Source organism: Streptococcus sp., assembly GCF_030528045.1.
Classification (GTDB): domain Bacteria; phylum Bacillota; class Bacilli; order Lactobacillales; family Streptococcaceae; genus Streptococcus.
The window spans coordinates 1-13714 of record NZ_JAUMZR010000046.1 but is presented as its reverse complement, the minus strand read 5'-3'; the positions used below and the strand labels follow the sequence as shown (position 1 = coordinate 13714).

The 13714-nt window shown below is 41.8% G+C and carries 10 protein-coding genes; 8 read left to right on the top strand and 2 right to left on the bottom strand.

The window, feature by feature from the left end; all coding sequences use genetic code 11:
- Both Q4A91_RS08295 and purB read left to right on the top strand, forming a co-directional pair.
- The coding region (locus Q4A91_RS08295) for a hypothetical protein (protein WP_303213045.1) at positions 1 to 1062 on the top strand (1062 nt) is incomplete at its 5' end.
- A 293-nt stretch (positions 1063 to 1355) separates the two neighbouring features.
- Positions 1356 to 2654, top strand: coding sequence for an adenylosuccinate lyase (purB, locus tag Q4A91_RS08290; protein WP_303213044.1), 1299 nt, complete (start codon positions 1356 to 1358; stop codon positions 2652 to 2654).
- A gap of 57 nt (positions 2655 to 2711) precedes the next feature.
- On the opposite strand, the gene strH is transcribed toward purB, so the two are convergent.
- Together strH and Q4A91_RS08280 are read right to left on the bottom strand one after the other, a co-directional pair.
- Positions 2712 to 6467: an LPXTG-anchored beta-N-acetylhexosaminidase StrH gene (gene strH, locus Q4A91_RS08285; protein WP_303213043.1), complete on the bottom strand. Its 3756-nt coding sequence runs from the start codon at positions 6465 to 6467 to the stop codon at positions 2712 to 2714.
- A gap of 310 nt (positions 6468 to 6777) precedes the next feature.
- Entirely contained in the window at positions 6778 to 7494 is a 717-nt protein-coding gene (locus tag Q4A91_RS08280) for a GntR family transcriptional regulator (protein WP_303213042.1), read from the bottom strand.
- 320 nt (positions 7495 to 7814) lie between these two features.
- On the opposite strand from Q4A91_RS08280, the gene Q4A91_RS08275 reads away from it, so the two are divergent.
- The 6 genes from Q4A91_RS08275 (at position 7815) to Q4A91_RS08250 (ending at position 13613) form a co-directional block, all read left to right on the top strand.
- The gene (locus Q4A91_RS08275) at positions 7815 to 9602 is read left to right on the top strand and encodes a beta-galactosidase family protein (protein ID WP_303213041.1); all 1788 of its coding nucleotides are present in this window, start codon (positions 7815 to 7817) and stop codon (positions 9600 to 9602) included.
- Positions 9599 to 10075, top strand: coding sequence for a PTS system mannose/fructose/N-acetylgalactosamine-transporter subunit IIB (locus Q4A91_RS08270; RefSeq protein WP_000156968.1), 477 nt, complete (start codon positions 9599 to 9601; stop codon positions 10073 to 10075). Before Q4A91_RS08275 ends, Q4A91_RS08270 begins: the two co-directional genes overlap by 4 nt.
- A gap of 26 nt (positions 10076 to 10101) precedes the next feature.
- Positions 10102 to 11007 (top strand): PTS mannose/fructose/sorbose/N-acetylgalactosamine transporter subunit IIC, encoded by a 906-nt coding sequence (locus Q4A91_RS08265; protein WP_303213039.1) that lies wholly within the window; start codon positions 10102 to 10104, stop codon positions 11005 to 11007.
- Positions 10994 to 11815, top strand: coding sequence for a PTS system mannose/fructose/sorbose family transporter subunit IID (locus Q4A91_RS08260; RefSeq protein WP_254726234.1), 822 nt, complete (start codon positions 10994 to 10996; stop codon positions 11813 to 11815). Before Q4A91_RS08265 ends, Q4A91_RS08260 begins: the two co-directional genes overlap by 14 nt.
- A 3-nt stretch (positions 11816 to 11818) precedes the next feature.
- Positions 11819 to 12223: a PTS sugar transporter subunit IIA gene (locus tag Q4A91_RS08255; RefSeq protein WP_303213038.1), complete on the top strand. Its 405-nt coding sequence runs from the start codon at positions 11819 to 11821 to the stop codon at positions 12221 to 12223.
- A gap of 223 nt (positions 12224 to 12446) precedes the next feature.
- Complete coding sequence (locus Q4A91_RS08250) at positions 12447 to 13613, top strand: SIS domain-containing protein (protein ID WP_303213036.1); 1167 nt, start codon at positions 12447 to 12449, stop codon at positions 13611 to 13613.
- The last annotated feature ends 101 nt before the right edge of the window (positions 13614 to 13714 follow it).

The window sequence follows — 13714 nt, the reverse complement described above, 5'->3', positions numbered from 1 at the left end:
TCATCCCTTAAAAAACACTTTATAAAAATTGTACAGAAAAGTGTTGCCTTTTCAGCTTCTAATATAAATTATCGTATAGCTGGAATTTCTGATGTTGCAACATTTTATTTACTATATAAACGAATTGAGGAAATGGTTTATCCTGGTTATGACACACTCATGTATTTTAAAGATATGGATGTGCGTAAGAGAAGAGTTGGGAGACTTGAACAAGTCGAATTTGAACAAGATAAGAAATATGAACCCTTCTTAACGTATCTATCGAGTAGAATTGCTCCCTATCATTTTTCATTGAAAATTATTTCTAATGAACCTAAGGATATATATGAGTTCAAACCATATAAAGATTCTTTTATTTTTACTTATATTTATAGTAAACATAGACCAATAATTGAAGCTGAAAATTTGAATAAAATTAGTGGTGAGAGAAGGTTGTATGGGGTAAAACCTTTTGAAATGGAGGCACCAAAAAGGAGATACGATCCGTTTATAATTGAATACTACCGACAAGCTTCAGAAAGTAGCGATCCATTTATACAATTTATTTCTTATTATCATATCTTAGAATATTTTTATGATAAAATATTTAATAAAAAATTAATAGAAGATTTGATGAACAAAATAACTCATCCTGATTTTTCATATAGGAATAAATCTAAAATCAAGGAGTCGGCTTATTTTTCTTATAAACGATTGACTGGCTTTGGTGAGGGTGGTCAAGGTAATGAATTAGAATCCTTGAAATTTGTTTTAAAAGAGTATGTCAGACCTACAGAATTAAGAGAAAGACTAATAGAGTTGAAACAAAATCCAGACTTCTATCAAAATAATAAAGTAGATTTTAGTAATGGCCCTGATATTTCTTTTAGTTACGAAGAGGGGATATATATTACTCTTGCAAAAAGGATTTATTTTACTAGAAATTCCTTGATTCACAGTAAGAGTAATAGGAAATCTCAAACTTATCGAGTAAATATTCATAAAGATATTTTGAGAAATGAGATTCCATTATTGGAAGCAGTGTCGGAATTAGTAATATTAAATTCTTCTGAAATTTTATAAAATTGGTTATTTCGAAATAATTTAAAGAGAAGTTAAAAAGTATAACAAAGAATACAGGTTATATAATCTCTGAATGAGCTAAAAATTTTTAACAATAAGGAGAAGAGGGCAAATTCAAGTATTTGGATTCTTGCTAAAAGCGTCTCTCTCCTGTAAAAAATAACTTTAAAACTAGAAAGGAAAGGACACTAGGTTTCACTAATTCGAACCTGGACAGAAAGCTTAGAATTTAGACACCCCGCCTTGGGTTTCTAAAATTCAGTCGCTTTCTAGTCGCCCTTGGTATCATAAACATGATCAACCGTTACTCTCGCCCTGAGATGGCGAACATTTGGAGTGAAGAAAATAAATACCGTGCTTGGCTTGAGGTGGAAATCTTGGCTGACGAGGCATGGGCTGAGTTGGGGGAAATCCCTAAGGAAGATGTGGCTTTGATTCGCGAAAAGGCGGACTTTGACATCGATCGTATTTTAGAGATTGAGCAGGAGACGCGCCACGATGTGGTTGCCTTCACACGTGCGGTTTCTGAGACTCTTGGTGAAGAGCGCAAGTGGGTCCACTATGGTTTGACTTCTACCGACGTGGTGGATACGGCCTACGGTTACCTCTACAAGCAGGCTAACGACATCATCCGCAAGGACCTTGAAAACTTCCTTAACATCATCGCTGATAAGGCTAAGGAGCACAAGTTCACCATCATGATGGGTCGTACTCACGGTGTGCACGCTGAGCCTACAACCTTTGGTCTTAAATTGGCGACTTGGTACAGTGAAATGAAGCGCAATATCGAGCGTTTCGAGCATGCGGCTGCTGGTGTAGAAGCTGGTAAGATCTCTGGTGCGGTTGGAAACTTCGCTAACATCCCACCATTTGTTGAGCAATATGTCTGCGACAAGCTAGGTATCCGTGCCCAAGAAATTTCTACACAAGTCCTTCCTCGTGATCTTCACGCTGAGTACTTTGCAGTTCTTGCTAGCATCGCGACTTCCATCGAACGTATGGCGACCGAGATTCGTGGTTTGCAAAAATCTGAGCAGCGCGAAGTGGAAGAATTCTTTGCCAAGGGACAAAAAGGTTCATCTGCTATGCCTCACAAACGCAACCCTATCGGTTCTGAAAACATGACAGGTCTGGCGCGTGTTATCCGTGGTCATATGGTGACAGCCTATGAGAACGTCGCTCTTTGGCATGAACGTGACATTTCTCACTCATCAGCTGAGCGTATCATCACACCTGACACGACTATTTTGATCGACTACATGCTCAACCGTTTTGGAAATATCGTCAAGAACTTGACAGTCTTCCCAGAAAACATGATCCGCAACATGAACTCTACTTTTGGTCTGATCTTTAGCCAACGTGCTATGTTGACTTTGATTGAAAAAGGCATGACACGTGAGCAAGCCTATGACTTGGTGCAACCAAAAACAGCTCACTCTTGGGACAACCAAGTAGACTTCAAACCGCTTCTCGAAGCAGATCCAGAAGTGATATCACGCCTCACTCAAGAGGAGATCGATGAAATCTTCAACCCTGCATACTACACCAAACGAGTAGATGATATCTTCGAACGTATCGGACTTGGTGACTAATCATAAAATAAAAAAGCGAGATTCAATCTCGCTTTTTCGTATTCTCTTAGAAGAATCTTAGTCTTCTTTTCTCTTAGTCAGTCCGTAGGCTGCTAGAGTCGCCATGAGTCCTGCTGCGACCAAGCCTGCAGAGTCTTGACTTCCTGTTGCAGGGAGTTGTTTTTCATCTGCTTTGCTAGTAGTTGGTTCAGCTTGCTTAGCTTTCTCAACGGCAGTTCCGACTTCGACAACCTGTGCTACTGCTTCCTGCGATACCGCACTATTGACAAGGGTTCTTTCTTCCTTGCCGTCAGCAGTGGTGCTGACAGAGTAGAAAATCGTACGGCGACCATTTACACCAGCAACGACTACTTGCGTTTGTCCGAGTGGTAATTGTGGATTTTCACGTGTTACGGTAGTGAACGGAATCTCTTCCTCTTGGATGTCCAGTCTTGGTTTTGCCTCTGCGGCTGGAGCAAGACCGTGTTCATCTCCTTTGTGAGTAATAGGGGCGCCGATTTCAACCACTTGGGTCACAGGTTCTTTGGTTACTTGGCTATCTAGAACCGTTTCTGTTTGTTTCCCATTTTCAGTAAGGACAGAGATGTAATGAGTGCGTTCGCCCTCTACACCTGGTGTGATAATCTTTTCCTGACCAGCTGGGAGATTCGGATTTTCCTTCTTGATGACCTCAAATGGAATCTTTTCTGCTCTTGTGATGAGTTCCGGTTTGGTTTCAACATTGGCAGCTAGTTCGTTTTCATCGAGGCTTCCTGAGTGGGTTGCCGCTGGTTTAAGGCCTAGGCGGGCTGCCTTGAGTTTGGCTACGAGAGCGTCTAACTCGGCTTGTTTGTTACGGTTGAGGTTGTAGTTGAGAGCTTCTTTCGCTTCATTTAGGGCCTCCAAGCTTTCCTTGCTGTATCCATCCAAGTTTGCAGGGATTTGAACAAGTTCCTCACGGAGGGCATTGTAGTTAGCGCGGAAGTAGTCTTTATTATTGTCTGCAAAGGCAGTCATGAGTTCAAAGATTTCTTCTTCCTTGTACTCAGCACTTGGTCTGTCTGCCCAGATAGCAAGCATGCTTCCGACGGTTGGAAGGTCTACCTCAGGATATTTGGTAGATGCAAGCTGGTTAAATGGTGTTTTTTTAGTATTTTCAATTGCTTTTTTGAGGAAACCACCACCATCTTCAGGTTTTTGGCCGAGAATGTAGTACCAGTCTCCGTTGGTGTTGAGCAGTTTATAACCTTTGCTTGCTAGGTACTGAGGCGTCGCAAGGTTGTAACCCCACCATCCTTTAGACCAGTAAGAGATGATGACATCCTTGTCAAACTCAACATCATCCTTGTCTTCGTAGTAGAAACCATCGTTGAAGGCCATTGGTTGAAGGTCTCTTTCTTTGGCCATGGCAGCAAGGGTGTTAGAGTACTCAGCAAACTTACCATAGAGATTGTAGTATTTTAGATAATACCAGCCTTGCGCGTTGGTAGCATCATTAGCATATTCGTCTGTACCGTAGTTAAAGATCTTAGTCTTGCCTGCAAAGAAGTCCATGTACTTGCCGATGAGGGCTTTGACAAAGTTCATCGCCTCTTCGTTTTCAAGGTCCATGGTTGTCTTAGAGACCTTGTCAAAGTTGGCTTGAGGATTCTTGATTCCAAGTTTTTCCATAGCGACGAGCATGGCATCCATGTGACCTGGGCTGTTGATCGCTGGGATGAGTCCGAGGCCTTTTGATTTTGCGTACTCGATCAATTCAGTGATTTCAGCTTGACTAAGAGTAGTTCCGTTTGGATCATCGTAGTAAGCTTTTGTTCCTTCGATGATGGCCTTTTTGACATCATCACTTGCATAAGTTTTGCCGTTAGCTGTGATGGTCATGTCATCAAGGAGGAAGCGAAGTCCATCATTTCCTAGGAGAAGATGCACATCAGAGTAGCCGAGCTCGCTCGCCTTGTCTACGATGCGTTTGAGTTGGTCGAGCGTGAAGTACTTACGTCCAGCATCGATGGAGATTACCTTGTTCTTGGCAAGTTTTTCAACTTCACGTTTCGCGTCTTCTTCTTTTTGAGCTTCTGGTGTGAAGGTCAAATTGCTGACAGCTTCTTGGAGTTTCGCGATTGCTTGGTCAATGGTGTCTTGTTGGGCGCGGCTGAGGTTGCTGTCGAGTGAGCGAATGGCTTTTTCAGCTTCTTTTACAGCTGCGACACTTTCTGCAGTATAGCGGTTAAGGTCTGTTGGTACTTCTTTCAGAGCTTGCTCAGCAGACTCATAGTCAGCTGCGAAGTATTCAGCATTGGCATTTGCGAAGCTACGCATGAGTTTGAAGAGGCGTGATGGTGAATAGCGTGCAGATGGGGTATCCGCCCAAGCAGCTACCATACCCCCGATGAACGGGATAGTAGCCCCATCAGATTTTGGTACAGAAGTGATTGGAGTGTTCTTGATACCATTGAGTCCTTGGTCGAGGTTGTACCAACCTTGGCCATCGGCATTTCGTCCGAGGACGTAGTACCAAGCATCGTTGGTGTTAAGGATTTGGTGGCCTTTTTCAACTAGAAGTTTAGAAGAAGCGACGTCGTATCCGCCCCATCCACCAGTCCACATAGAAACGATGATGTCTTTGTCAAAGGTTCCAAAACTAGTGTCGCTATTGTAGTAGATACCGTCGTTAAAAGCCATTGGTTTGAGGCCGTGAGATTTGACGATGCGAGCAAGGTCATTAGCGTAGGCGATAAATTTATCATAACCCTTGTCTGGGAATCCATATTCTGGATACCATTTATAGGCTTGAAGAACGCTCCAGCCTTTAGCATCTGTAGCATCATTGGCGTACTCGTCTAGCCCGATGTTGAAGATGTCAGATTTGCCAGCGAAGTAAGCAGCATACTTGTTGATCAGAGCTTTGGTAAATGCAACAGCCTCCTTGTTATCAAGGTCAACGGTACGAGCAGATTCCTTACCAAAGTAGTTGAAGTTCGGTTTTTGAATACCTAATTCTTTCATGGCATGCAAAATCGCATCCATGTGACCAGGGCTGTTTACAGTTGGGATGAGACCAATGCCTTTGTTTTTAGCATAGTTGATCAAGTCCGTCATCTGACTTTCTGTCAAATGGTTGCCGTTTGGATCCTTGTAGTAGGCATTGGTTCCATTTTCGAGTGCACGTTTGACATCGTCGCTTGCATAGGTTTTGCCATTGGTTGTGATCGTCATGTCGTCCAACATAAAACGCATGCCATCATTTCCAACTAGTAGATGAAGATCAGTATAACCGTAGTGTTTGGCTTTGTCGATGATTTCTTTGAGTTGGTCTGGAGAGAAGTACTTGCGTCCAGCGTCGATTGAGATCATTTTTCGTTTTGCCAGTTTTTCATTTACCTGAGCTGCTCGTTCTGTGCTAGGAGTGGCTACTGCAGGTGTGACGGCTTCGTTTTTCTTTTCGGAAGGAGTACTTTCGGCAGGAGTTTCAGCTGGGGCAGGGCTTTCTTTCTCAGCAGTAGGAGTTGGAGTAGCATTTTCTGTCACAACTGGTGCGCTTGACTCTTCTGTTTTTGGAGTAACTGTTCGAGGAGCCTCCTGGTCTTCTTTGACCTCCTCTTTTACAGGTTTGTCAGCCTTTTCTTCCAGTTTTTCTGGAACCTTAGAGTCTACAGCTTCTTCGGTTGCTTGAGGACTCTCCTGAATAGTTTGGACAGTTTCTTCGGCTGTTGGAGCTGGAGTAATCCCGTTGGCAGATACGACTTGTGCGCTAAAAGCAAATCCTATAAGTACAGAAGCTGCCCCAACCGCGTATTTACGAATGGAGAAGCGCTGTTTCTTTTCTAGTTTCATGACAAAACCTCCTTGTTATTATCATATATGATAGCGTTTACATAAAACCGATTTTATTTTATTTTATTTTATTATCTCAGGAGTAAAATGTCAAGTGGATTTATATAAGAACTATAATAAATAGAGGAAATCATAAGATTTAGGAGAAATTTGCCATAAGGGATAAAACAGAGGAAAAACCAAACAAAAATTTAACCTATTTTTATTAAAAATGCTACTAATTAAATGAGAGACCTTCATAGCATTTCACAACTTCTTTCTCGTGCTATAATGAATAGAGAAAAAGCCTGAGCTAGGCTCAGGCTTTTTCTTAATGACCTCGGTTACATGAGATGAATTTGATTTTGTAGTAGTCTGCTCGCTTATAAGTTTCATTATAGGCAAGGACTTGGCCAGTGGCCTCAAGTTTTGTAGTCTTCGTTTGGAAGACAGTTGGGAATTGTGTATCGATTCCGAGTACAGAAGCAGCATGCTCTGGTGTTGGGAATGCGATTTCGTTGATTTCCTCAAAATGTTCATCACTCATGTGAATGCGGTAATCCAATTTGAAACGTGTATAGATAGAGCTATAATAGTCAAGATTTGGATAGTTGGCATTGATGTATTGCTCAGGAATATAAGATGTGTGGTAGATGTATGTTACGTTGTTTGTATGACGAATACGTTCAATTTTATAGTAGAATTGATCTCCACGTAGTCCAAGTTTATCTAGATATTCAAGTTTGTTTCCGCGCTCGATGGAAAGGACAGTAACTTTATCATCTTTTGTTTCAAAAATTTCGACATCTGAAAACTCAACGAGTTTGTGCTTGCGGGCACGTGAAACGAAAGTACCTTTACCTTGTTGGCGGACAATGTAGCCGTCTTTAGCAAGGTCGTTCAAGGCACGAACAACTGTGATTGAACTTACATCGTACATCGCGATCAATTCGGCTTCTGTATAAAATTTATCTCCACTTGCAAATTGACCAGAGATGATTTTGTTTTTTAATTCATCTTTAATATATTGGTATTTAGGAATAGCCATAAATTTCACCTCGATTCTCTTTCTCCAATTTTGATTTTACCACAAATATAAAGAAAAGAGTAGTATTAAGGTCAAAAAATTAAAATAATAGACTAAAAATGTTATTTTACATGTAAAAAAATTCATTTGATGTTCTTATGAATTATCATACATAAAAAGATATTTTCATGCTATTTTTAGATAATTTCGGTAAACGTTAAGTAAAAAAATAGAAAAATTTTAAATAATTTTATAAAACCTATTGACAAATGCAAAAGATTTGATTATAGTTAACATTATAATAAATGAAAGCGCAAACTTAATTCGTCAGAGGTAATAACATGACAAGATTTAAAATTGAGGACGATTTCTATTTAGACGAAAAACCGTTCAAGATTTTGTCCGGTGCCATTCATTATTTTAGGATTCCAGCAGAGGATTGGTATCATTCTCTCTATAACTTAAAGGCGCTTGGCTTTAATACAGTCGAGACCTATGTGGCTTGGAATTTACACGAACCTGTTGAAGGGGAGTTTGATTTTGAAGGTGCCAGAAATTTGGAGAGATTTCTTCAAATAGCACAAGAATTAGGTCTCTACGCCATTGTTCGCCCGTCTCCATTTATCTGTTCAGAATGGGAATTTGGTGGCTTGCCGGCTTGGCTCTTGACCAAGGACATGCGAATTCGCTCGTCCGACCCGGCCTACATCGAGGCTGTTGCTCGCTATTATGACCAATTATTGCCAAGGCTTGTGCCTCGCTTGTTGGATAATGGTGGAAACATTCTTATGATGCAAGTCGAAAATGAATATGGCTCTTATGGAGAAGATAAGTCTTATCTACGAGCGATTCGGAAATTGATGGAAGACCGAGGGATTGATTGCCCCCTCTTTACTTCAGATGGTCCATGGAGGGCTACTCTGAAAGCCGGAACCTTGATCGAAGATGACCTCTTTGTGACAGGGAATTTTGGTTCTAAAGCTCTGTGCAACTTTTCACAGATGCAGGAATTCTTTGATGAGTATGGCAAAAAATGGCCTCTCATGTGTATGGAATTCTGGGATGGCTGGTTCAACCGTTGGAAAGAACCCATCATCATTCGTGATCCTAAAGAATTGGCAGAAGCTGTTCGAGAGGTATTGGAGCAAGGCTCTATCAACCTTTACATGTTCCATGGTGGCACAAACTTTGGTTTCATGAATGGTTGCTCGGCTCGAGGAACTCTGGATTTGCCACAAGTCACATCTTACGACTACGATGCCCTTCTCGATGAAGAAGGAAATCCAACTGCTAAATACCTAGCGGTCAAGAAGATGATGGCAACACACTTCCCGAAGTATCCACAGTTGGAACCACTCTATAAGGAAAGCATGGAGATAGGGTCCATTCCATTGGTCGAAAAAGTTTCCTTGTTTGAAACCTTGGACAGTCTCTCTAGTCCTACCGAGAGCCTCTATCCAAAAGCGATGGAAGAACTTGGTCAAAGTTATGGCTACCTTCTCTACCGCACGGAGGCAAGTTGGGATGCAGAAGAGGAATGTCTCCGTATCATCGATGGACGTGACCGAGCTCAACTCTTTGTAGACAGTCAATGGATTGCTACTCAATACCAGACAGAGATTGGTGAAGACATCTACTGTCAGGGCAACCGAGAAGGTTTTTCAGAGATTGACATCTTGATCGAAAATATGGGGCGTGTCAACTACGGACATAAGTTATTGGCGGATACGCAGTGTAAAGGAATTCGTACAGGTGTCTGCAAAGATCTACATTTCTTACTGAATTGGAAACAATATCCACTACCACTGGATAATCCTGAGAAAATTGATTTTTCAAAAGGATGGATAGAAGGACAACCAGCCTTTTACGCTTTCGACTTTACTGTTGGAGAGCCGAAGGATACCTACTTAGACTTGTCTGAGTTTGGTAAGGGGGTTGCCTTTGTCAACGGGCACCACCTAGGACGTTTCTGGAACGTCGGCCCGACCCTCTCACTTTATATCCCTCATAGCTATCTCAAGGAAGGTGCTAACCGCATCATCATATTTGAAACTGAGGGCGAATATAAAGAAGAGATTCATTTAACTCGTAAACCTACACTAAAACACATAAAGGGGGAAAACTTATGACAATTGTAGGATGCCGTATCGATGGACGTTTGATCCACGGTCAAGTAGCCAACCTTTGGGCTGGAAAACTAAATGTTTCACGCATTATGGTTGTAGACGACGAAGTTGTTAACAACGATATTGAAAAGAGTGGTTTGAAACTTGCGACACCACCAGGTGTGAAACTCAGTATCTTGCCAGTTGAGAAAGCAGCAGCAAATATCCTTGCTGGTAAATACGATAGCCAACGTCTCTTTATCGTTGCACGTAAACCAGACCGTTTCCTTGGTTTGGTCGAAGCAGGTGTTCCGCTTGAAACACTCAACGTCGGCAATATGTCTCAAACACCAGAAACTCGCTCTATCACACGTTCTATCAACGTGGTAGACAAGGATGTGGAAGACTTCCACAAACTAGCAGAAAAAGGTGTGAAACTCACTGCTCAAATGGTTCCAAATGATCCAGTTTCAGACTTTTTGAGCTTATTAAAATAGAAAAAAATTTTTAGGAGGTCATTGTTATGATACAACCGTGGCAAATTTTACTTCTCACTTTGTACTCAGCTTATCAAATCTGTGATGAGTTGACAATCGTTTCATCTGCAGGTTCCCCTGTATTCGCTGGTTTCATTACTGGTTTGATCATGGGAGATGTGACAACTGGTTTGTTTATCGGTGGTAGCTTGCAGTTGTTCGTTCTCGGGGTTGGTACCTTCGGTGGTGCTTCTCGTATCGACGCAACTTCTGGTGCGGTTCTTGCAACAGCATTCTCTATCTCTCAAGGTATTGATACAGATCTTGCGATTACAACAATCGCTGTACCAGTAGCAGCACTTTTGACATACTTCGATGTTCTTGGACGTATGACAACTACTTTCTTTGCACACCGTATTGATGCTGCGATCGAACGCTTTGACTACAAAGGTATCGAACGCAACTACCTACTTGGTGCGATTCCATGGGCTCTTTCTCGTGCCCTTCCAGTATTCTTCGCTCTTGCTTTTGGTGGAGAATTCGTACAAGGTGTTGTAAACCTTGTTAAAGAATACCAATGGGTTGCAGACGGTTTGACACTTGCAGGTCGTATGCTTCCAGGTCTTGGATTTGCAATCTTGCTTCGATACCTTCCAGTTAAACGTAACCTTCACTACCTTGCAATGGGATTCGGTTTGACAGCTATGTTGACTGTTCTTTACTCATATGTAACAGGTCTTGGTGGCGCTGTTGCGGGTATCCTTGGTACTCTTCCTGCTGATGTTGCTGAAAAGATTGGCTTTGCTAACAACTTCAAAGGATTGTCTATGATTGGTATCTCTATCGTAGGTATCTTCCTAGCAGTGCTTCACTTCAAAAATAGCCAAAAAGTAGCTGTAGCAGCACCTTCTACACCATCAGAAAGTGGGGAAATCGAAGATGACGAATTCTAATTACAAACTTACAAAAGAAGATTTTAATCAAATCAACAAACGTAGCTTGTTTACTTTCCAATTAGGTTGGAACTACGAACGTATGCAAGCTTCTGGTTACCTTTACATGATCTTGCCTCAGTTGCGTAAAATGTATGGGGATGGCACTCCTGAATTGAAAGAAATGATGAAAGTTCATACTCAATTCTTCAATACTTCACCATTCTTCCATACCATTATCGCTGGTTTTGACCTTGCCATGGAAGAAAAAGATGGTGTGGGTGCAAAAGACGCCGTTAACGGTATCAAGACAGGTTTGATGGGACCATTCGCTCCTCTTGGAGATACAATCTTTGGTTCACTTGTACCTGCTATCATGGGGTCAGTCGCAGCAACTATGGCTATCGCTGGCCAACCTTGGGGTATCTTCCTTTGGATTGCAGTTGCAGTAGCTTATGACATCTTCCGTTGGAAACAATTGGAATTTGCTTACAAAGAAGGGGTTAGCCTTATCAACAACATGCAAAGTACCTTGACAGCTTTGATTGACGCTGCATCTGTACTTGGTGTCTTCATGATGGGTGCTCTTGTAGCAACATTGATCAACTTTGAAGTTTCTTATAAATTGCCAATCGGTGAAAAAATGATTGACTTCCAGGACATCTTGAACTCAATCTTCCCACGCTTGCTTCCAGCAATCTTTACTGCCTTTATCTTCTGGTTGCTTGGTAAGAAAGGTATGAACTCTACTAAAGCGATCGGTATCATTATCGTTCTTGCAGTAGGTCTTTCTGCTCTTGGTAAATTTGTACTTGGAATGGGTGCATAATTTATGAGCAAATCATTAATTTTGGTGAGTCATGGTCGTTTCTGTGAAGAACTTAAAGGTAGCACAGAAATGATCATGGGTCCACAGGACAACATTCATGCAGTGGCTCTTCTTCCAGAAGATGGTCCAGAAGAATTTACTGCAAAATTTGAAGCTGCTATCGAAGGATTGGATGATTTCCTAGTCTTTGCGGACCTTCTCGGCGGAACACCTTGTAACGTGGTAAGCCGTTTGATTATGGAAGGTCGCGACATTGAACTCTACGCAGGGATGAATCTTCCAATGGTAATTGAATTTATCAATGCAAGCCTTACAGGTGCAGAAGCGGATTATAAGAGCCGTGCTGCAGAAAGCATCGTAAAAGTCAATGATTTATTAGCATGCTTCGATGATGACGAAGATGAATAATGCTCTTCGAAAATCAAGTTCAAACTACGTCAGCGTCGCCTTGCCGTACTCAAGTACAGCCTGCGGCTAGCTTCCTAGTTTGCTCTTTGATTTTCATTGAGTATAAGATGTGACAACGTGAAAATCATTAGAGCATCTTATATAGAATATACATGGGAATGGGAGTCACTCCCATTCCCATATTTTCAATAGGAATGAAACAACAATAGATTAGAGGAACTCTATGCTAAATTACACAAAAGAAGAATTACTTGAACTGGGTGCAGAAATCACGACTCGTGAGATCTACCAACAGCCTGATGTATGGAAAGAGGCTTTTGAAGCCTATCAAGCGAAACGGGAAGAAATTGCAGCCTTCCTACAAGGGATTGCGGATAAACATGACTATATCAAGGTCATCTTGGCGGGTGCTGGTACTTCTGCTTATGTGGGAGATACCTTGGTGCCATACTTTAAGGAAGTCTATGACGAGCGCAAATGGAACTTCAATTCTATTGCGACAACAGATATTGTAGCCAATCCAGAAACCTATCTGAAAAAAGATGTGGCAACTGTCCTTGTATCCTTTGCTCGTAGCGGAAATTCACCTGAAAGTGTGGCGACAGTTGATTTGGCTAAAGCCTTGGTGGATGACCTCTATCAATTGACCATTACATGTGCTGCAGACGGGAAATTGGCGCTTCAAGCCCATGGCGATGACCGCAATCTCTTGCTCTTGCAACCAGCTGCTTCCAATGACGCTGGATTTGCCATGACTTCTAGCTTTACGTCTATGATGCTAACAGCTCTCTTGGTCTTTGATCCTACAGAATTTGCTGTGAAAGCTGAACGTTTTGAAGTTGTGACTAACCTTGCGCGTAAAGTTCTAGATAATGCAGAAGATGTCAAAGAGCTTGTTGATTTAGACTTTAACCGCGTCATCTATCTTGGTGCTGGTCCTTTCTTTGGACTTGCTCATGAAGCTCAGCTCAAGATTTTGGAATTAACAGCTGGCCAAGTTGCGACCATGTATGAAAGTCCAGTCGGCTTCCGTCACGGTCCAAAATCTCTTATCAACGAAAATACAGTTGTTTTGATCTTTGGTACAACGACGGACTACACTCGCAAGTACGATTTGGACTTGGTTCGTGAAGTGGCTGGTGATCAGATTGCTCGTCGTGTTGTGCTCTTGAGTGATCAAGCCTTTGGTCTTGAAAATGTCAAAGAAGTAGCCCTTGGTTGTGGCGGTGTCTTGAACGATATTTACCGTGTCTTCCCTTACATCGTTTATGCCCAACTCTTTGCCCTATTGACTTCACTCAAGGTAGAAAATAAACCAGATACACCATCTCCTACTGGTACTGTAAACCGTGTGGTACAAGGTGTGATCATTCATGAATATCAAAAATAAGGAAGTGTCTATGAGTAAATTACAATTAAGTCCCAATAAAGTAGCTTGCTTGCAAAAACTCTCTGACGAGAACGGCATTATCTCAGCTCTTGCCTTTGACC

What these genes read in the sequence shown, in the direction of transcription:
- Q4A91_RS08250 (WP_303213036.1), top strand. Translation starts at nt 12,447, where the DNA reads ATGCTAAATTACACAAAAGAAGAATTACTTGAACTGGGTGCAGAAATC.
- Q4A91_RS08260 (WP_254726234.1), top strand. Translation starts at nt 10,994, where the DNA reads ATGACGAATTCTAATTACAAACTTACAAAAGAAGATTTTAATCAAATC.
- Q4A91_RS08275 (WP_303213041.1), top strand. Translation starts at nt 7,815, where the DNA reads ATGACAAGATTTAAAATTGAGGACGATTTCTATTTAGACGAAAAACCG.
- Q4A91_RS08255 (WP_303213038.1), top strand. Translation starts at nt 11,819, where the DNA reads ATGAGCAAATCATTAATTTTGGTGAGTCATGGTCGTTTCTGTGAAGAA.
- Q4A91_RS08280 (WP_303213042.1), bottom strand. Translation starts at nt 7,494, where the DNA reads ATGGCTATTCCTAAATACCAATATATTAAAGATGAATTAAAAAACAAA.
- purB (WP_303213044.1), top strand. Translation starts at nt 1,356, where the DNA reads ATGATCAACCGTTACTCTCGCCCTGAGATGGCGAACATTTGGAGTGAA.
- Q4A91_RS08270 (WP_000156968.1), top strand. Translation starts at nt 9,599, where the DNA reads ATGACAATTGTAGGATGCCGTATCGATGGACGTTTGATCCACGGTCAA.
- strH (WP_303213043.1), bottom strand. Translation starts at nt 6,467, where the DNA reads ATGAAACTAGAAAAGAAACAGCGCTTCTCCATTCGTAAATACGCGGTT.
- Q4A91_RS08265 (WP_303213039.1), top strand. Translation starts at nt 10,102, where the DNA reads ATGATACAACCGTGGCAAATTTTACTTCTCACTTTGTACTCAGCTTAT.